The following is an 18,784-nucleotide window of genomic DNA, read 5'->3' on the forward strand; positions in this document are numbered from 1 at the left end:
TGCCAATCCGGGGACGGGGCACGTCGGCAGCCACGTCGGCGGAACAGCCGGGGGCGGGCTGATTCCGGTCATCAGACGGGCGCCGCTGCGTTGCCCCTGTCCAGCCTGCGGGGCCCGGCGGAGGCAACGCGGGCTCACCCCGGGATACGGCCGGGCATGGGGACGAGTAGGCCGTCGCGGACGGCGAGGACCCGCATGCCCGCCTCCAGCGCGGACGTGAGGCCGTCCGGTGCGTCGTCCACGGCCAGGCACCGGGCGGGGGCCCGCCCGATCAGCCGGGCGGCCTCCAGGTAGGAGTCGGGGGCCGGCTTTCCCCGGGCCACCGACTCGGCCGTCACCACGACCGGCAGGAGCGCGCCGAGGCCGAGCCGGTCGATGACGGGATGGATGAGGACTCCGGCCGCGGCGGAGGCGACGGCCCGTGGCAGACCCAGAGCATCGGCCCGGCGCAGGAGGCCGATCGTGCTGTCGATCAGCCGCGGCGGCGGGCCGTTGAGGAGTAGGCCCTGGCTGGCGGGCACGATCTCCTCGACGGGCAGGGTGCGCGGGCCCGCGAGTCGGGCGATGATCTCACGGATGGGAAGCCCGCAGTTCAGGGTGTACCACTGCGGGTCGACGTCCACGCCGTACGGGGCCAGGGCGTGCTGGAGCGCGCTCAGCCGGATCTCGGCGTTGTCGACGACGGTGCCGTCCCAGTCGACGACGACACCCTCGACGTCCTGGAGCAGCTCGTCCACCGTGGGCTCGGCCGCAGGGACGAGCGGCGGCGGGGGGTTCGCAGTCATTGGCCCTCCGCCCAGGTCTTGGCCTCGCACCGGATGGTCTCGGCGAAGCGGCGCAGGTCGGCCTCCATGGTCCGTTGCTGGAGGGTGACGGCCAGCATCCGGTCCACTGCCTCGGCGGCGCGCGGGCAGTCGGCCGGGCTCAGGTCTTGGCAGGCAGGGTGCTGGTGCGCCGCCCGGAGCCGGTAGGTGCCAACCGAGTTGGCGACACCAGCCTCGGCTAGGCGGGCGCTGAAGTCCCGGGGGCGGTCGAGGTCCACCCGCCACAGGGCGCTGTAGCCGTTGGGAGTATCTCCGGGCCCCGGGGCGTGCACGGTGAGCCCCGGGGTGTCGCCGACGAGGTCGTAGAGCCGGTGGGCCTGCTCGCGGCGCCGGGCCACGGCTTGGTCCAGGCCCTTCAGGTTGAGCCGGGCGAGCGCGGCGAGGGGTTCGGCCAGGCGGTAGTTCATCCCGCGTCGGCTGGCGGCCGGTGCGCCGGGGGCGGGGGTGAGCCAGTGTGTGCGGTACGCGGCGGCGCGCTCGGCGAGGGTGTCGTCGTCGGTGAGAAGGTAGCCGCCCTCCCCGCAGGAGATGATCTTGCCGTCCTTGAGGGAGAAGCAGCCGATGCTGCCGACCGTTCCGGCCGCCCGGCCGCGGGTGGTACTGCCCTGGGCCTGGCAGGCGTCCTCGATGACGTGCAGGCCGGCCGACTGCGCGTATGCGGCCAGGTCGATCAGGCCGTCGGTGCGTCCGGCCAGATGGACGGGGTTGATCGCGCGGGTGCGCGCGGTGGTCTTGGCGGCCACGTCGGGCAGGTCCATGCCGCGCCCGTCCTCGGCGGTGTCGACGAAGACGGGATGGGCACCGACGGCCGTCACGGCGGACACCGTCATGATCACGGTGGCGGAGGGGAGGAGAACCTCGTCGCCGGGGCCGACGTTGCAGGCGACCAGCGCGGTGTGCAGGGCCGCCGTCCCGGAGGAGACCGCGATGGCGTGCCGGACCCCGTGGACGGTGGCGAGTTCGGCTTCCAGGGCGGCGGCCTCGGCGCGGCCGGCCGGGTCCGGCATGCGGTCGAGGGGCGCCTTCAGTGCGGCCAGGGCCTCCGAGGTCGTCGTCACGCCGGGCTCCCGGAGGTCGTGGTGTCCAGCACCCGGTCGAAGTCCATCAGGGGCCACATGTTCACGCAGTCGACGCTGAACAGGGCGCAGTCGCTTCCGCAGCCGGAGGGCTTGCCGAACAGCTCGGCCGCGTCGGTGCCCTTGATGGTGCGGTGGCGCTCGGTCGGCGTGGCGGCCATCTTGAGGGAGGACGGGCAGTCCCAGAGCGAGCCGTCGGGCTCGGCGAAGTACAGGGTGTCGCCGCCGAAGCAGCCCTCGACGGCTCCCCGGAGCTGGTGGACGGCGGAGGCGACCTGACCGGGGTAGGTGCGGGGCGGCAGCTGGAGGGGGAGCCCGGAGGCGTAGAGATGGTCGAACTGTTCCTCAAGGAGGGGAAGTTCGGCGTCGGTGAGGAACAGGGTGTCATGGAGGCTGTGGCCCTGGGGCAGGGCGACCGGCTGGGGCACGGCGTAATCGCAGCCCAGATCGGCGGCCAGCTGCGGCACGCCGGTGATGTCCGGCAGGTTCAGCTTGGTGATGACAGTGTAGAGGCCGACCCGGGGCCGGACTGACGGGCCGCGGGCGGCCAGCAGGGTCTTGATCCCGCTGATGACGCCTTCCCAGCCGTCGCCGTCCTTGCGGGGCGGGCGCCAGGCGTCGTTGTAGTCGGGGTCGGTGGAGTCCAGCGACACGGAGACGCCGTCCACGCCCAGCTCCACCAGACGGCGGGCCATGTCCAGCTGGTTCAGGGCCACGCCGCTGGTGCACACCACGACCTCGAGCCCGCCGCCCTTGAGGATCTCGATGAGGTCGAGGATCGGCCGCCACATGAGCGGCTCGCCGCCGGCGAGGAACACCCGCCGTACGGCCGAGCCGGGGAGGGTACGGGCGAAGGCCATCACCTGCTCGGTGGGCAGATCGTGGGGCGAGAAGTGCGACAGCAGGCCCGGGGTCTTGTCGACGCGCTGCTCGTCGAGCCAGGTGAAGTAGCAGGGCTTGCACTTGTGCGAGGCGCAGTAGGAACGCAGCGCCCACAGCAGGCTGGCGGTCCTCGGTATCGCGGTCATGGTCTTCCCTCACGTAGTCGGAGCACAGCGGGGCCGCCGCCGCTGCTCGTCGGCTGGTTGGACGGGTGTTCAGCCGTGCCAGGGGCTGTCGGGGCTCTGCAGGAGCCGTACGCGGGCGTGCTGGGCGGCGAACTCGTCGGCGCGGGTGTGCCGCTGCTTCCACAACACGGCGAGCCAGCGCAGAGCGCAGGTGCGCTGGGCGGCGAGGAAGAGGTGGCGGTTGGCGGGGGTGACGCCGAGGTCGGGCAGGAGCGTGATCCAGGTGCTGTCGGGGATCTCGCGGGCGCTGATGTGTTCGATCAGGTCGGCGGCGTCGAAGTGGACGGTGCTGTGCCCGCTGTACTCGAAGTCGACGCAGGGACTGGAGGCGCCGTCGCGCAGCCAGTTGAGGAGGTTGGAGTCGCCGCGGGAGAGCACGGCTGGGGTGGGGGTTTCGCCCACGAGTTCGGCGTCGCCGCTGGCGTGCCAGGCGGTGAGCAAGGCGCGCATGTCGGCGGTCAGCGGGTCGTCCTCGTGACCGGTGAGGAGTTCGGGCCAGCTGCCGGTCAGGCGCAGCATGTAGTGGGTGCCGGAGTCGATGCGCTCGAGGTCGGCGAGCAGCCCGGACAGGGGCACGTCGTGGAGGCGCTGGGTGGTGTGGGCCAGGCCCTTGAGGGCGGCTTCGTGATCGGGGCTCTCCAGCAGCGGCGTGCCCTTGAGTAGCGTCATGCCGATGGCGGGGGTCGTGTCGTGCTGGTCGAGCCACAGCGGGCGGGGGACGTCGCTGACGTCGTGCTCGGCGAGCAGCGTCAGGGCCGCCCACTCGCGGTCCACGCGCCGGCGGTGGTTGCCCTTGGCGTAGAGCTTGACACAGATGGGCCCGGCCTCGGGGTCGTCCCAGGCGTAGACGTGGTTCTGGAAGCCACCCGTGAGCGGGCGCAGGCCGTGGCCCTCCAGCACTTCCTTGAGGCGGGTCTCGCTGCAGGTGCAGACCTCGCGCAGGTCGGTGAGGAGCTCGGCGGGCGGGGCGAGGCGCGTGGGGTGCATGCGGGGTACTCCGTGACGTCTGGTGGTCGGCGGTACGGGAGAAACGGGTCGGTTCGCTCTACTGCATGGAAGAACTGTGCTCGGCCGGGATGGGTATCGGGACGCGTTCGGCGAGCGCGTCGATGACGGCCCGGTGGACCTGGAGGGGCGTGAGCCCGAGGACGTCGACGGTGACCAGGCCCGGGTCGTCGGCGTCGAGGTGGGCGTAGGCGTCGTGGACGTGGCGCAGGAAGGCGTGCTGCTCGGCGGTGTAGGCGCGTCCCTCGCGTTGGGCGGCCCGGGCGATGGCCTCGTCGGCGGGCAGGCGCAGCCACACTGCTACGTCGGCCGACAGCCCGGACATCGCGGAGACGGACCGCAGCCACCCGATGCCGTCCGCGGGGCGGCCGGTGTGTTTTTGCAGGAGGGTGGCGAGGCTGTACGACTCGATGGTGTGGGTGCCGCGGTCTTCGATGACCGTCTGCCCGGCCGTGAGGGCGGGGGCGATGTGCGTGGCGACGGTATTGGCGCGGATCGCAGTGGCGAGCATCGTGTCGGTGACAGCGCTGCCGTGCCGGGAGAAGGGGTCGCCGCTGGCGAAGAGGTCCAGGAGCGTGCTGCCCAGGGTGTCCTCAGTGCGGGTCAGGTTGTCGGGCAGGTAGTTGACCGGCACCTTCTCGCGGGTGAGGAGTTCGGCGAGGAGCCGGGACTGGGTGGTCTTTCCAGCTCCGGGCAGGCCCTCGAACGCGATCAGCATGCCGGGCTCCCCGATGTGGCCGACCACGGGGTGCCCGCGGTGGTGGTCGCGAGGATGCCCAGGACGGCGTCGCGTAGGCCGGGCGCCGTCGCGATGGTGGTGAGCGAGGCGGGGGTGTGGGGTCGGCCGTCGGTGTCCAAGACGACGGCGCCGGCCTCGCGGGCGATGATGGCGCCTGCGGCCATGTCCCAGTCGTGGTTGCCCAGGGTGATGGCGGCGTCGAGGGTGCCGTCGGCGACGAGGGCGAGGTCCACGGCGGCGGACCCGAGCATGCGCACGCGCTGGGCGTGCTCAGCGAGAAGCGCCTGGATGGCAAGGGCGACGCGGTTGCGCTCGGGGCCGTCGGGACCCGTCCCGTAGTCGCCGACGGCGATCATCGCCTCGGGCAGCGTGCTGGTGCCGGCGGCGCTGATGCGCTGGCCGTCGCGGTAGGCGCCCAGGCCCTGGGCGGCCCAGTAGCGGCGGCCGATCAGGGGCAGATGGATGACGCCGAGGACGGGCACGCCGTGGTGGACGAGCGCGAGGGAGATCCCGCACAGCGGCAGGCCGCGGATGAAGTTCGCGGTGCCGTCGACCGGGTCGATGATCCAGTAGGTGTCGGCGTCGACGTCGCCGCCCTCCTCCTCGCCGACGAAGCCGATGCCGGGGGCCCCGTTCAGGAAGGCCTTGCGGGCCTCGCTTTCGATGGCGAGATCGACGTTGGTGACCATGTCGCGGTCGCCCTTGGCGGTGATCAGGTCCGGGGTGAGGTCGAGCAGCTGCTGCTCGGCCCGTTCGGTGACCGAGCGGGCGAGGTCGAGCAGCACCGGGAGGTCGGGGTTCATGTGGTGAGGGCTCCCTTCGGAGCAGGTCGGGTGGGCGGGTGCTCGGCCATCAGGTAGGCAAGGGTGGTGCGGGTGCAGTCCGGGACGGAGGCGCTGGTGTCCAGGCGCAGCGTGGGGACGGTGATCGGCTCCGCGGATGCCTTGAGTCGTCGGTGGAGTTCGGGGTCGCGGTTGGCGGCTGGGTGGGTGCCCGCCTGCACATCCATGTGTAGGCGGGCGGCGGCGACGTCGTCGGGGCAGACGCATTCGATGATGCGCAGCGGCTGGCCGGTCCCCTCGGCCAGCCGCTTCACGTCCTCGACCTGGTAGCGGCGTGAGCAGGTGCGGCCGTCGAGGACCACGGCCGCGCCCGGGTGCTCGCCGAGGTGCCGGGCAGCCGTCAGGTGCATTACGTGGACGCAGAAGTCGTCCTGTTCACGGGTGTAGGCGACCAGGTGTGGACCGAACAGCGCGTCGCGGATCCGGTCCTTGTCGAGGAACAGGGCCTTCGGGCCGAGCGCACGGGTCAGTTCCCGGGCGAGGGTGGTCTTGCCGGTGCCGGGCAGGCCGGCCAGTTGCACGATCACCGGGCTGGCTCCCCTCGGCCCGGCCCGTCACCGGCCACCGGCGGGCCGGGAATCAGGTCGGGCAGGTGGGTGTGCAGCACCGCCCAGCCCGCACGCACCAGCTCCGGAACCTCCGCCCCGACCTCGCGGGAGAGTGCCGGGTCGGCCAGGGCGAGGCGGGCGGCGTCGGCCAGACCGCTCCAGCGCGAGCGCGCGGCAAGACGGGCGAGCGTGTGCCACAGTGCGTCCGCCCGGGCGAGGACCGGCAGCTGCTCTCCGGCGTCGGGGCCGTCGCTGGTCTCGGTCCGGGCCAGCGCGGCCCGTACGCCCGCCGGGTCGGCGGTGTGGCCCAGGCTGGTGGTGATGTCGACGCTGACGGTGGGCGTCAGCGCGTCCCCCGTGGCCCGTCGGCGTGTGTGCGCGCCGCGCCCTTGATCCGTGAAGCCGAGCTCGGCCAGGACGTCCAGGGCCGTGTCCAGGTCGGCGGCGCCGACCAGGAGATCGATGTCGGTGAACTGCCGCAGTCTGCCGGGCGGGTACAGGTTGGTGTAGGCGAGGCCGTTCAGCACCGCGACAGGGACGTCGCGGCGGGCCAGCACTTCCACGATGCGGACGGCTTCACCGTAGTGGAGCCGGTTGTGCAGCGCGTTGGCGCGCACGATCTGGCCGAGGACGGAGCACATTGCGCGGGACAGGTCGGCGTCCGCGCGGTTGTGGAGCAGATGGTCGGCCAGCAGGCAGACCAGTTTGGCGTCGATCGCCGCCTGAAGCGCCGCACCCAGCGCGGCGGAATCCAGCTCGGCCGGGGCGGCGACCGGGCGGGGATCGCACAGCCACCGCAGGACTGCTGCGCCGAGTCCGGCGGCGCCGGGCAGCCCCGGTGGCGCGGCGGGGATGGGCATGGTAGTGGCGTTCACCGGTGCGCCTCCGGGCCCGTGTCGAGGAGTCCTGCGACGGCGTCGGCGAGGGCGGCCGGGTCGCCGTCGGCATGGATCCGGTAGCAGGGCAGTTCGGCGAGCACGTCGACCACGCGGCCCAGGTCGCGGTCGGTGACGGCCGGGTCGGGGGCGGGCCAGAGCCAGTGGTTGATGTGGGAACTGGGCCCGCGGCCTGGATCGGTCATGAACAGGCGGGTGCGCAGCAGCTCGGCGCGGGCCTCGGCGCGCCCGACCTGCTCGACGCGCACCGTGGTCCGGTCGAGGTCGAGCTGGGGGAAGACCAGCATGGCCGGGCGGACCGAGCCGAGCACGCGGCCGTCGCCGGACAGCAGCCGGGCGAAGTCCCACGGCTCAATGGGTACCTTGGGGCGGCTCGCCCACCGCTGTTCGGCGGGCACCGCCCGCTGCTCGGCCGGAACCAGGTCGGCCAGGTGCGGCAGGGCGCTCAGCGTGCCGATACCGGCCCGCAGCCGCGCGGGCCACACGTACCCGGCGAGCCGGCCCTTGTCCTCGGTGCGCAGCAGGAGCCGGTCGTTGGTGACGTAGTCGGCGCCGAGGCGGTGCAGGCAGGACAGCAGGGTGGTGGTCTTGCCGCGGCCTCGGTGGCCGGCGATGACGACGCCGCGCCCGCCCCGGGAGAAGGCCGCGGTGTGCGCGTAGACCGCGCCGTTCTCCAGTAGTTGGGCGGTGATGGCCTGCCGGGGCAGCCGCGCCGCCCAGTGCAGCGCCGCCGACTCCTGGGCGCATCGCACGGTGACCGTTGACTGCTGGGTGTCGGCCACGATCAGGGTGTGCAGCGCCTCCACCCAGAAGGCTTGGCCGCCGGGCCGCGCGAGCACGGCGGCCATCAGGCGGGGCCCGATCTCGATCGTGGGCGCGTCGGCGAAGCCCTCGACCTCTTGGTACGCCAGGCCGTCGGCAACCAGGAGGTCGATCTGCCAGCGCGCGCCGGGAGTGCCGGTCTGCTCGTAGGCGTACAGGGTGCCGGTGGCGTGGGTGAGGGCGGTCTTGGAGTTGGTCCGCAGACAGACGCTGGCCTCAGCTTGGCGGAACGTGGTGTCCCAGACCTTGCCCGGCTGCTGGGTAAGCAGTTGGTCGGCGGCGCGGATGGTCACGGGCGCTTCCCTGCCTGCTGGGGCTGAGCCTGGGGCAGATGCGCGCGGGCGGCGTCGACCAGCCGGGCCAGCCGGTCGGCGGACGCGGAGGTGTGAAGGGTGACGAGACCGGCGGGGCCGACGGCCTTGTGCAACCACGCCGACTCGACGGCCTGCTCCCCGCGCCCCCAGTGGTCCCGGCCGTGCCGGGACCCGGTCAGGGCGAAGCCGACCTCGGCCCGGATCGCGGTGATCTCCACCGGCGCGCTGGAGCGGTACTTGATCTCGGTGTGCTGGGCGGCGTGCCGGCTGGTGTGCCGCTGCTCGGTGCCGGGCAGGTCGGTGTAGATGTTGAACACGACGGCGGGTCCGTCCAGGATCGAGGTCTGGTGCCAGGCTCCGAACGGCACGGCCACCAGGTCGCCGGGCCCGCGCGCCTGCCAGTTCAGCACCGGGATACCGGACAGGTCGTGCCAGGCGGTGATCATCAGTACGCGTCCGGACAGGACTTCGAATATCTCTAGCTGGGCCGGGGTGTTCCAGTGGCCGATCGAGCGGTTGAGTTCGCCGCCGGGCAGCTGGCCGGGCCGGTAGGTGCACAGGTCGGCGAACCACTCGGCGCCCAGGGCCCGGGTGGGCGGGAGGATGTCGCGATGTGCGGTGTAGAGGACCGGGTCGGTCCCCGCGTCGCAGGCGGCGCGGGCGGCGCCGTGGTCGGCCAGGTAGCAAGCTGGGGCGTTTGCTGCCGTGGCGAGCAGGTCGGACAGGTGGCGGTCCACCCCGTTGCCCGCGGTGTCCAGGAGGGCAGTGCCCGCAGTGGAGGCGGGGCCGGTGGGCAGGTCAGTCATGGGAAGCGCTCCGTGAGATCGGCTTCGCAGCGGCAGCACCGTGCAGGGAGACCAGTAGGGCCGGCAGTTCGGCGTGGTCGGCGAAGTCGGGGACGCGGGGCCGGGCGGTGGCCTCGCGGCGAGGGTTGTAGTGGACGGCGTGGCATCCGGCGCCCAGAGCACCGTCCACGTCGGTGAGTGGGTCGTCGCCAACGTGGACGATGCGCTCCAGCGGCGTGCCAGCCCGCTCGGCGACGGCCGCGAACACCTCACGGCGGGGCTTGGCGACCCTCAGGTCGCCGGAGAACAGCACGTCGTCGAAGCGGTCCAGCAGGCCGAGATCGGTCAGTAGGAGCCGGTGCACGTCCGACGGCGTCGCCAGCGTGTTGGACGTCAGCACCAGGCGCCCGCCCGCGGCCTTGATCGCGTCCAAGGTCGCGATGGCCCCAGGGATCGGCTGCGGGCAGGCCCGCAGCACCGCGTGCGTGTGCACCGCGAGCAGCAGCTTCAGCAGATCGGGCGTCTCCCGGTCGATGCCGAGCTCGTCGAGCACCGCCCCGACCTGAGCCTCGACGTCCGGCTGCGCCCCGGTCGTCCGCTGCTGGTGCGCCGCCTCCTTGCGGGTGCGCCCCACAATCTCGCTCAGCTTCTCCGGCGCGGGGTGGTGGCCGTAGACGTCAAGGACGCGGCCGAACTCCGTGAGCCGCCAGCCGGCCGCGGCCTTCCGGTCGCCGTTGGTGAGGAGGGTGCCCCACAGGTCGAGGCTGACCGTCCACCCCGACAGGGGCAGCGCCGAAGGGGTCACCGGACACCTTCGTCCGCACGCGCGATGGTGCGCTGGCTGCGGATCCACGCGGCGGTCGAGGCCGGGTCGGCGCTGGCGAAAAGCAGGGAGCCCGCCACGACGCCGGTGGCCCCGGCGGCGACGAGGTCGGGCACGGTGTGCTCGCGGATCCCGCCGTCGGCCAGCAGGGGGATGTCCGTGCCGCGCCGGTCGAGGATCTCGCGGATGACCTGCATGCGCTCCAGGGCTTCGGGGACCATGCCGGTGCCCTTGGTGCCCAGAGGGGTGCCGACCATGGTGACGGCGTCGACGGATTCGAGGAGGTCCTCGACGTACTCGGGCGCCAGGTCCAGCGTGAGCGCGAGGCCGGCGGCCTGGCCTCCGGCGCGGATGCGATCGATCGCCTCCAAGGCGCCGTCGGCTTCGGCGTGGACGGTGATCAGGTCCGCGCCGGCGTCGGCGAACGCCGCGGCCAGCTCGGCCGGGCGGTGCGCCATCAGATGGACGTGGAAGGGAACCGTGGTGCGGGGGCGCAGCGCGCGCACTAGGTCGGCAAAGAAGATCGCGTCGCGGGTGAAGGACGTGTCGGAGGCGTCGAAGTGGAAGGAGTCGGCGTGAGGGCCGATCCGCGCGACCTCGGCGGTCAGCGCTCCCAGGTCGGCGGACCACAAGGAGGCGTCGATCACGGTCCGCTCGCGCGGCCAGTCGGTCAGGAAGGACACAGGGAACTCATCTCGTCGAGGTTTCTGGGGCGGGGCGCGGGCAGGGGTGCGCGGAGCCGTCCGGTGATCGCGGCGGCCATCTCGTCGGCCACCTCCGGTGCTTCGCGCAGGCCCACTTGGAGGGGCAGGACGCGTGGGCGGTGGGCGTCGAGCACCTGCCGGTATGCCGCCTCGTACCGGGGGAGGAACAGCAGGCGCTCGATCGCGGCGGGGTTGCCGCCTCCCCGGCCGCGGGCGATGGCGCGTTCGCGGGCCAGCGGCCAGGGGGTGTTCAGGAAGACGGCCAGGTCGGGGTGGAGGAACCAGGGCGCCACGATGTCGTGCAGGCGCTGAAGGGTCTCGTCCGCGGGGGCGTCTGGCTGGGTCTCGGTCAGGACGGTCAGTGCCCAGGCGATCTTGGAGTAGACGCCGTGGTCGATGATGACGACGTCGTGCTCTGCCAGCGCCGGCTCGTAGAACGTCTGGTGATGGTGGGCTTCGCGGCACAGGCGCAGCAGGACGTCGACGGTGGCGTGATGGGCGAGTGCGTAGCCGCCGGCGCCGGTGCGGGCGCGCAGGGGCTGCGTTTCGAGGACCTCGGACAGCCGTCCGATCGTGCCGGGGCGGGGCCCGTAGTGGAGGACGGCCACCGTGAAGCCCGCGGCCCGCAGCTGGTTGCCGGCCAGTTCGGCGGTCGTAGTCTTGCCCGCTCCCCAGACGCCTTCGGTGCTGACCAGGAGCCCGCGTGCGCCGCCGATCCGCCACGCGGAGGGACACAGGCCGACCGGTGCCAGCGGTCGGGCCGACGGGACGGGGGCGGGTTGCAGCGGCGGGCCGACGGCGCTGCCTTGCGTGCCGGGGCGCATCGGGGCTCCTCTCCAGGCAGTTGACGGGCGGGATACGGCAGGGTCAGGCGCGGGCGGTCAGAGAGGGCAGCCAGTCGAAGTCGACCTTCGCGTCGCGGGTCGGCTCGTACTCCAGACCGATCCAGCCGTCGTAGCCCGCGGCGTCGATGAGCGCGAAGAAGGCCGGATAGTCGAGGACACCGGAGCCGGGGCGCCCGCGTCCGGGGGTGTCCGCGATCTGGAAGTGCACGATGCGCCCCTCGTGGCGCTGCAGCAGAGCGGGGATGTCCTCGCCGTTACGGCCGTGGTGGTACAGGTCGCACAGGAACCCGGTGTTCGACAGGCCGGCGGCTTCGTTCACGCGGTCGGCCATGGCGACCGTCGCGTCGGCGTCGCTGAGCGGGTAGTCGGGGGCCTCCTGGCGGCTGATGGTCTCCAGCACCACTGACGCCTTCACCTGGTGGGCGGCGCGCGCCGCCGCCACCAGGTTCTCCAGAGCGAGCTCGTCCTGGGCGCCGTGGTCCGTCTCCGGCTGCCGGTTGCCGTAGAGGGCGTTCAGGACGCGGCAGCCGGTCCGGTCGGCGAAGTCGACGGCGGTGGCGATGCTGTCGCGGAACTGGTCTGCGCGGCTGGGGACGGACAGCAGCCCGCGGTCGCCGGCGCGCATGTCGCCCTCGAGGAAGTTCATCGCGACCAGCTGCAGGCCCGCGTCGCTCAGGGCGGCGGTCAGGGCGTCGACGTCGCGGTCGGCCGGGACGGGGGAGTCGAAGGGCCACCAGATCTCGGCCGCCTCGAATCCGGCGGCGGCCGCGGCGGCGGGCCGCTCCAGGAGCGGCAGGTGGCCGTAGAGCATGGACAGGTTCGCGGCGAACTTCAGGGCGCCGGTGTTCATCGTGGTCAGGTCTCCGTCCGGTGGCCCGCAAGGCGATACCGCCGTGCGGGGCTGGGGATGTTGGTGTGCTGTTCAGGGGCTGGAAGGGCGCTGCGGGTCCCGGCTACACCGAGGCGCCGGCCGTCTTCAGGGCGGCGAAGAACTCCTTGGCCCGGTGGATGGGGTAGGTGCCGTCGCGCATGGCGCCCACGTAGTAGCTCTGCACGCGGTCCCACTCCCAGGGGTTGGCGGCGAACTCGCCGGTGATCTGGTTGTTGGCCAGGGCGATCCACCGGCGCAGGCAGCTGGAGCAGCGCCCGCAGTGGACGCGCCGTCCGCCCGGCTCCATGCACGAGAAGGTGTCCAGCAAGTCCCTCACGGGCAGGCCGGCCTTGACGTACCAGCGCACGATGTCGGTCTTGGTCATGTCCCAGAAGGGGCTGTCGACCTTGATCGGGCGACCGGCGAACTCCGAGAGGGCCTCGCTCATCCGGGCGAAGGCGGCAGGGCTCTTGTCGAGCGTTTGGTCGCCCCTGACGCCGACGCACCAGATGGTGCCGGCGCCGTCGTTGGAGGCGAGCATCGCGAAGTAGATGTTGCGGAACGGGATGAGCGGGCGGGTGTTCCAGCTGGACAGGTCCAGCGCGGTGCTGACCGTGAGGTCGATGCCGCACCGTTCGGCGAGCTCGCGCACGCAGTCCAGTTCCTGCTCGCGGAAGTGGTGGCGGATGTCGAAGTACACCGCGCGGGGCTTGCCCAGGTAGTGCCAGGCCGGGAAGGAATCCAGCCCGGCGGAGTACAGCAGTACGTCGTTGCCCATCGGGTTCTCCGGTTCAGCTCGGGTCGGCATCGGTCACGACAGCGGCACGCGGCGCGGGCACCTGGCTCTGGGCCGCCGTCGGCGTGCCTGCGGCCGAGGGTCCGTCCCCCGTCTCCCAGGGGAAGATCACCCAGGTGTCGGTGTGCTCGCCGACGTAGTCGATACGCTCCTTAGGGGCCTTAGGGGCCTTAGGGGCCTGCCAGTTGGCCAGGTTCACCGTCAGGACCGCTGTGCGCAGGCGCCGGACCCCAAGCGCCTGTACCATCCGGCGCGTGCGCTCCAGCGTGGCTCCGCTGCCGGCGATGTCGTCGATCAGCAGGACGTCCCGTCCTGCCAGGTCGCCAAGGGAGGCGGGGTTCTTGTACGCGGGGGCGCTGGTTTTGGCCGCGTTGACGCCATCCGTCGCGGTGTGCGTGACCTCGATCGTCCGGACATCGCGGATGCCGAGCTGATGGGCGATCATCACGGCCGGGATCATCCCGCCGCGCATGATCCCGACGACGGTCTCCGGCATGCCGTCACCGGCCGCCCGGACAACGAGCTCGCGGACGATCGCTTCGATTCCGCCCCAGGCCAGACGTATGGGGGCCCGCGTAGAGGCGGGCGGGAGGGTGGGTGTGGTCACGGAAGCTGCTCCTCACGGTGGGCGCCCGGCGTGCTGGGCACGCGGACCTGGTGCCAGGCAGGCAGGAAGCGGTCGACGGCCAAGGCCCAGATGCGGTGGACCTCGGGCTGAAGGTCGGTGGGGACGGCGATCTCCACCTGGGCCGCGCCGACAACGCCGGGGCGGTGGTGGGCCGCGAGGGCGTGTCGGCCGCGGTCGCGCAGCTGCACGGCCAGCCACACCCCCGGCGCCGCGCCGGGCAGATCCACGGTGATCCGTACGCTCCGACCCGGCACGAGCTCACCCGGCACGTGAAGGCGTACGGCCTCGTGGGCGGGTGAGGTGGGACGGTCGGCCACCAGGCCGCAGCGCGGGCAGGTGATATGGATCCGCTCGACGGCGCCGGGCAGGGGCCCGGACCACACGGTCCGCTCCAGCGGGCTGCGGCAGTATCCGCACGGGCCGACGGCAGCCGGTCCGTGGGATCGGGTGTGGGTGGCGGTCGCGGCGTCGGTGAGCTGGTCGAGCATGCCGAAGCGGGAGTGCTCGCTCATCTCGGACAGGGCCTTCGCCCAGCTGGTGGCGTGCCGGTCGAGATCGGCGGGCAGGTCCGGCAGGGGCCCGTACCCGGCGCGCAGCGACTTCTGGACGAGCTGCAGCGCGGCGAGGGCGCTCTCCCGGGTGGCTTCGCGATGACGCCGCATGACCTTGAGCCCTTCGACGACGCGGGTCTTGGGGTGGTCGGCTGCCATCGCCCATGCGCGCAGGTTGCCCTCGAACAGAGCGCCGGCGTCGAGAGCGGTCAGCCAGCCGGTCAGCTCCGTACGCAGGCCGAGCGCCGCCCCGAGCCCGTCGGTGACCTGTGCCGCGTCCTCGGGTCCGTGCCAGATCCCGTCCCGGGTCACCAGCCCCACCGGCCGCCCGTCGGGGGAGGACGTGGTGAGGAGAGCGGGACGCCGGACGGGCCAGAGTGTGAGGACCGGCGCCGTGCCGGGTTCGGGCGCAACACCGAAGGAGTGGTCCGGGTCGCCGAGCAGGAGGTATCCGCTGGTTCGGCCCACGGTGTCGTTGAGGTCGGCGGTGACGGCCCCCAGCGGGCGGCCGGCGGCGAGCAGTCGGCTGGTCAGGTGCGCTTCGGCGGTCACGGGCAGGTCCTGGTGCACCATGCCGATCACCGCGGCCGGATGCCCTTCCAGGGCGGCGTGGGCGAGCGACACGCTGGAGGGGTAGTGCTCGTGCGGGTCGAGGATGAGTGCTGTGCACACGAACAGCGCCAGCGTCCGGCACGCCACATCGCGCAGCAGCAGGGGGGTGAGCGTGCCGCCCGCGCGGCACCGGCCCGGGGTGCAGCCGCCCGGCACCGGTGAGCCGGTGCTGTCGAGTTCCCGCTCTCCGGTCAGCCCGCACACGCTGTAGGGGCCGAGGATGGCGTGCGATCCGGAGCCGTGGGCCTCCACCACGGCGGTGCGCCACCGGTCGCCGACGGCGGTGTCCAGGGCGGTGCGCTCGTCGAGGACCCGCCCGCATCGGGCGGTGCCGGTCAGCCCGTCGAGAAGTACGTCGTGCGCCTCGGGCCGCGTGGTGCGGGCGGCCAGGATCTTGGCGAGCGAGAAGGCGATGCCCGGAAGGTCGACTCCGGTCAGCAGCCCGACGCGTATCGAGCGCTGGGACCAGGTGTGCAGCAGCGGGGCCAGGGAGGCCAGGGAGCAGGTGTCGGCCTGGGCGGCGAGCAGCACGCTGCCGCCGTCCGGGACCGGCACCGTCAGGGCGCCGTTCAGGGCATCGACGTGGACGAAGCCGCGGCCCAGGGCTCGGGCGGCGCTCTGGGCGAGCCGGCTGGTCGCGCCGACGCCGACCACGAGGCTCCCGTCGGCGGGGGCGGCCGCGGTGGTGAGGGGCGACTGGGCTCCGTAGAAGGCGGCGACGTCCGCCCAGCGGGCGGCCCGCTGCGGGTCGGCCGACCGCAGCAGCGCGATCTGTCCGTCTTCCAGGTGCTTGCACCAGTCGGTGAGGTCGTCGGCCCAGCAGATTCCGTTGGGCAGGTCCGGGGCCGCGACCGGGTCCAGGGTGGTCATCCGCGGGGTTCCCCTTTCGTGTCCGGTGTGGGTGTGGGCAGGGTGATGCCGCATGCGGCCAGGTCGGCGATGAGCCCGGGGACGGAGACGAAGCGGACGGCGCGCAGTCCGACGTGCCGGGCGGCGATGACGTTGGTGGGGTTGTCGTCGGCGAAGAAGATCTCTCCGGCGGGCACGCCCATGGCCTCGATGGCCAGCCGGTAGGCCACCGGGGAGGGCTTGATCACGCCGAGGTCCGCCGAGTTGATCAGCTTGTCGAAGGCGTCGAACCCGAGCCGGGCCAGGTCCGCCTGCAGCCCGGTGGTGTTGTTGGTGAAGATGCCGACGGGAATGCCCTGGGCACGGACGCCCTTGAGGACGGTCACCGCGTCTTCGTCCAGCTGACCGGGGTCCTTCGCCCACACCTCCACGGCGGCGCCCGCGTGCGATCCGAACTCGGCCACCAGGTCGCCCCGGACGGCCTCCAGCCACTCCTCGTGGCTGTAGACGCCGTAGTTGGCCAGCGCGAATGACCCGTTGTAGGCGATACGGCGCAGGGTCCCCGGCGGCAGGCCGACCGCCTTCTCGGCTTCGGCGCGGCCGTTGCCCCGGAAGTGCTGGACGACTCCGCCCAGGTCGAACAGGGCGGCTTTCACGGGGGTGTTCATGCCGACTCCTCGGTGGTGGAGGCCAGAGCGCGGGCGAGGAACGCGGGCGTCGGTTGGGCGGTGAAGTCCGCGAGGGGGATCTCGAGTCCGAAGGTCTCGTTGATGCGGTGCAGGAGCTCCACACAGGCCAGGGAGTCCCCGCCGCCGGAGAAGAAGCCGCTCGTCGCGGTGGCGGGCTCAGTGCCGGTGGCTTGCCGCCACCACACCCGGACCGCGTCCGGTAGCGGCACGGCCGAGTCGGCCGGGGCCGTGCCGTCCGCGGAGGCCGACGGAGTGCCGGGGGAGACGAGGGCGGCGAGCGCGCGCAGATCCGGTTTGCCGTACCCGGTCAGCGGGATCGAGGGGTGCAGGTGGATGCGGGTGGGGACGGCGGTCGAGGGAAGCAGGCCGGCCAGGTGCGCGCGCAGTGCCGTCTCGGTGATCCGGCCACCGGGGACAGCCGCGTGCAGGGCGAGGACATCCCGGCCCCCAGCCGGTTCGGCGAGCGCCGCCGCCGCGGTTACGCCGTCGAGGGCCCGCGCGGCGGCTTCGACTTCCTCCGGCTCCAGGCGCACGCCGCCGAGGTTGAGCTGCCGGTCGATCCGGCCCGCGTACACCAACTGCCCGTCGCCTCGCCGCCAGGCACGGTCCCCGGTCCGGTACACGCGCACCGCCCGGCCGTCGATCGTGAGCGTGGGGAAACAGCGGTCCGTACGGTCGGGCAGCCCCGCGTACCCGTCGGCAAGGCCCACCCCGGCCAGGTGCAGGTGACCGGGCTGTCCGTCGGGCACGGGCTGGTTGTCTTCGTCGAGGAGGTAGTCGTCCACCCCGGGCACGGGCGAGCCGAGCGGCGCCGACTGGTCGTCGCCCGTGATGTGCGGGGCGACGTGGGTGGCGATGGTCGCCTCGGTCGGGCCGTACGCGTTGGCGACCTGGTGCCGATCGATCCAGTAGCGGAAGCGGGCCGGGGCCAACGCCTCGCCGCCGACGACAAGCAGCCGCAGCTCGGGCAGCGTCACCTCCGGTAAGGCCGCGAGCATGGTCGGGGTCATCGTGGCGACCGTGACCTGCTCCCCGGCGAGCCACCGGACCAGTCCGATCCCGGGGACCCGCTGACGGCCGTGGGGAACGCACAGGGTTCCGCCGACGGTCAGGGCCAGCAGAGTCTCCCAGAGCACGACGTCGACCGAGGCCGCGGCCAGTTGCGCGATCCGATCCTCCGCCGTGATCCCGTATAGATCCGCGAAGTCGGCGATCCGGCGGGCCAGCCCACCGTGCGGGAGCACCACGGGTTTCGGCGCGCCCGTCGACCCGGAGGTGTGCAGGATGCATGCGGTCCGGCCGCCCGCGGCCGCGGTGAACTCGGGGCCGGATTCGGGCAGGTGCCCCGCCTCCGCAGCGGGGAAGGCGACGGCCGGTTTGCCGTGCGGCCACCAGCCCGGTATCGCCCCGCCCGTGTGGACCAGCAGATCCGCGCTCCCGGCCAGCAGGCGCAGCCGGGCCGGCGGGTGGTCGAGGTTGACCGGTACCGCCACCGCCCCGGCTCGCCAGATGCCCAATAGGCACCCCACCCAGTCGGCGCCCGGCGCCAAGCCGATCGCGACCCGTCGCTCTCCGCGGCTCCCCGCGACGGCCGAGACGACGGCGGCCACCCGCCCGGCCCGCTCCCACAGCTCCCCGTACGTCACACTCTCCTCACCCGAGCGCACAGCGCAGACGAGGGCACGATCCTGAGCCCGCCCAGCGATGTGAGAGAGCACCGAACCTGCCGCAGGACCGAGCGGTGCCTCGGCGCACGACGGAACGACAGCCGGTGATGTGGACATCAGTTCACCTCCTTCCTGGTCTGCTCGACGGCGTCCGAGGTCAGGCCGAATTCCATTGAGCGGCGGCGAGGGTGACGAACTGCTGGTTGAGCACCGGTTCGGTGGCGAATCGGCCACCGGTGTGCACGGTGGTGGTGCGGGCGTCCTCCATCCGCACGCCGCGAATGCTCATGCACAGGTGCAGGCCGCGTACGACGACGCCGAGGTCCTTGCGTCCGGTCACGCCGGTGAGATGCTCGGCGATCTCGCGGGTGAAGCGTTCCTGGACCTGGAGGCGGCCAGCGGAGTGCTGGGCGATGCGCCCGAACTTCGACAGGCCCACCACCTCGCCGTCAGGCACGTATCCGGCCGTGACCTGCAAGTTCATGGGCAGCATGTGGCGTTCGCAGAGCGACCACACGCTCATTCCGCCCACGATGACTAACTGGTCGCTCAGCTGGGACTCGGTGAAGCAGGTGGCCATCGCGGCGCCGTCCGGCGACAGGAAGTCGTCCCACCAGGCCGCCACACGGTCCGGGGTGCCGATGAGCCCCTCGCGGGCGGGGGCCTCGCCCAGCGCGATCGGGACCTGGGAGATCAGGCTGGCGACCCGGGCGGTGTCGACGGCCGCGGAGGGCCGGCCGGGAACGGGGAGGGCAGCGTCCAGAGCAGTGTCGGGGTCGGCAATCGAGGTCGTCATGGGCTTCTCTCGCTTCCACGGGCTGGGGAACGGGT

Annotated in this window: 20 protein-coding genes; all 20 read right to left on the reverse strand. The window is 72.7% G+C overall.

Annotated elements, in window-relative coordinates; genetic code table 11:
• Positions 1 to 134: 134 nt before the first annotated feature.
• Entirely contained in the window at positions 135 to 785 is a 651-nt protein-coding gene (locus ACIBCM_RS23265) for an HAD family hydrolase (protein WP_399246135.1), read from the reverse strand.
• Positions 782 to 1,882 carry a DegT/DnrJ/EryC1/StrS family aminotransferase gene (locus ACIBCM_RS23270; RefSeq protein WP_399246137.1) on the reverse strand — a complete coding sequence of 367 codons (1,101 nt, stop codon included), beginning with the start codon at positions 1,880 to 1,882 and terminating at the stop codon, positions 782 to 784. The genes ACIBCM_RS23265 and ACIBCM_RS23270 overlap by 4 nt, the downstream gene beginning before the upstream one ends.
• On the reverse strand, positions 1,879 to 2,928 hold the full coding sequence (locus ACIBCM_RS23275) for a radical SAM protein (RefSeq protein WP_399246139.1): 1,050 nt from the start codon (positions 2,926 to 2,928) through the stop codon (positions 1,879 to 1,881). The genes ACIBCM_RS23270 and ACIBCM_RS23275 overlap by 4 nt, the downstream gene beginning before the upstream one ends.
• 69 nt (positions 2,929 to 2,997) lie before the next feature.
• The gene (locus tag ACIBCM_RS23280; protein ID WP_399246141.1) at positions 2,998 to 3,954 is read right to left on the reverse strand and encodes an aminoglycoside phosphotransferase family protein; all 957 of its coding nucleotides are present in this window, start codon (positions 3,952 to 3,954) and stop codon (positions 2,998 to 3,000) included.
• Between the two features lie 58 nt (positions 3,955 to 4,012).
• Positions 4,013 to 4,690 (reverse strand): dTMP kinase, encoded by a 678-nt coding sequence (locus ACIBCM_RS23285; RefSeq protein WP_399246143.1) that lies wholly within the window; start codon positions 4,688 to 4,690, stop codon positions 4,013 to 4,015.
• Positions 4,684 to 5,514 (reverse strand): inositol monophosphatase family protein, encoded by an 831-nt coding sequence (locus ACIBCM_RS23290; RefSeq protein WP_399246145.1) that lies wholly within the window; start codon positions 5,512 to 5,514, stop codon positions 4,684 to 4,686. The genes ACIBCM_RS23285 and ACIBCM_RS23290 overlap by 7 nt, the downstream gene beginning before the upstream one ends.
• A complete protein-coding gene (locus ACIBCM_RS23295) occupies positions 5,511 to 6,080 on the reverse strand; it encodes an AAA family ATPase (protein WP_399246147.1) in 570 nt (189 codons plus the stop codon). The genes ACIBCM_RS23290 and ACIBCM_RS23295 overlap by 4 nt, the downstream gene beginning before the upstream one ends.
• On the reverse strand, positions 6,077 to 6,976 hold the full coding sequence (locus tag ACIBCM_RS23300) for a nucleotidyltransferase family protein (protein ID WP_399246149.1): 900 nt from the start codon (positions 6,974 to 6,976) through the stop codon (positions 6,077 to 6,079). Before ACIBCM_RS23300 ends, ACIBCM_RS23295 begins: the two co-directional genes overlap by 4 nt.
• Positions 6,973 to 8,112 (reverse strand): hypothetical protein, encoded by a 1,140-nt coding sequence (locus tag ACIBCM_RS23305; RefSeq protein ID WP_399246151.1) that lies wholly within the window; start codon positions 8,110 to 8,112, stop codon positions 6,973 to 6,975. Before ACIBCM_RS23305 ends, ACIBCM_RS23300 begins: the two co-directional genes overlap by 4 nt.
• Complete coding sequence (locus ACIBCM_RS23310) at positions 8,109 to 8,939, reverse strand: hypothetical protein (RefSeq protein ID WP_399246153.1); 831 nt, start codon at positions 8,937 to 8,939, stop codon at positions 8,109 to 8,111. Before ACIBCM_RS23310 ends, ACIBCM_RS23305 begins: the two co-directional genes overlap by 4 nt.
• A complete protein-coding gene (locus tag ACIBCM_RS23315) occupies positions 8,932 to 9,723 on the reverse strand; it encodes an HAD family hydrolase (RefSeq protein ID WP_399246155.1) in 792 nt (263 codons plus the stop codon). Before ACIBCM_RS23315 ends, ACIBCM_RS23310 begins: the two co-directional genes overlap by 8 nt.
• Positions 9,720 to 10,424, reverse strand: a complete 705-nt coding sequence (locus tag ACIBCM_RS23320; protein WP_399246157.1) for a ribulose-phosphate 3-epimerase — start codon at positions 10,422 to 10,424, stop codon at positions 9,720 to 9,722. Before ACIBCM_RS23320 ends, ACIBCM_RS23315 begins: the two co-directional genes overlap by 4 nt.
• Positions 10,412 to 11,269, reverse strand: coding sequence for a dTMP kinase (locus ACIBCM_RS23325; RefSeq protein WP_399246159.1), 858 nt, complete (start codon positions 11,267 to 11,269; stop codon positions 10,412 to 10,414). The genes ACIBCM_RS23320 and ACIBCM_RS23325 overlap by 13 nt, the downstream gene beginning before the upstream one ends.
• 43 nt (positions 11,270 to 11,312) lie before the next feature.
• Entirely contained in the window at positions 11,313 to 12,140 is an 828-nt protein-coding gene (locus ACIBCM_RS23330) for a hydroxypyruvate isomerase family protein (protein WP_399246161.1), read from the reverse strand.
• Positions 12,141 to 12,243: 103 nt separating this feature from the next.
• The gene (locus ACIBCM_RS23335; protein WP_399246163.1) at positions 12,244 to 12,939 is read right to left on the reverse strand and encodes a 7-cyano-7-deazaguanine synthase; all 696 of its coding nucleotides are present in this window, start codon (positions 12,937 to 12,939) and stop codon (positions 12,244 to 12,246) included.
• 13 nt (positions 12,940 to 12,952) lie between these two features.
• Complete coding sequence (locus ACIBCM_RS23340) at positions 12,953 to 13,564, reverse strand: phosphoribosyltransferase (protein WP_399246165.1); 612 nt, start codon at positions 13,562 to 13,564, stop codon at positions 12,953 to 12,955.
• Positions 13,561 to 15,618, reverse strand: coding sequence for a hypothetical protein (locus ACIBCM_RS23345; RefSeq protein ID WP_399246167.1), 2,058 nt, complete (start codon positions 15,616 to 15,618; stop codon positions 13,561 to 13,563). The genes ACIBCM_RS23340 and ACIBCM_RS23345 overlap by 4 nt, the downstream gene beginning before the upstream one ends.
• Positions 15,615 to 16,265: an HAD family hydrolase gene (locus ACIBCM_RS23350; protein ID WP_399246169.1), complete on the reverse strand. Its 651-nt coding sequence runs from the start codon at positions 16,263 to 16,265 to the stop codon at positions 15,615 to 15,617. Before ACIBCM_RS23350 ends, ACIBCM_RS23345 begins: the two co-directional genes overlap by 4 nt.
• Complete coding sequence (locus ACIBCM_RS23355) at positions 16,262 to 18,070, reverse strand: AMP-binding protein (protein WP_399246171.1); 1,809 nt, start codon at positions 18,068 to 18,070, stop codon at positions 16,262 to 16,264. The genes ACIBCM_RS23350 and ACIBCM_RS23355 overlap by 4 nt, the downstream gene beginning before the upstream one ends.
• Before the next feature lie 40 nt (positions 18,071 to 18,110).
• Positions 18,111 to 18,749, reverse strand: coding sequence for a GTP cyclohydrolase I (gene folE / locus ACIBCM_RS23360; protein WP_399246173.1), 639 nt, complete (start codon positions 18,747 to 18,749; stop codon positions 18,111 to 18,113).
• Positions 18,750 to 18,784: the final 35 nt, after the last annotated feature.

The sequence above is a fragment of the Streptomyces sp. NPDC051018 genome (assembly GCF_044456085.1).
Taxonomy (GTDB): Bacteria; Actinomycetota; Actinomycetes; order Streptomycetales; family Streptomycetaceae; genus Streptomyces.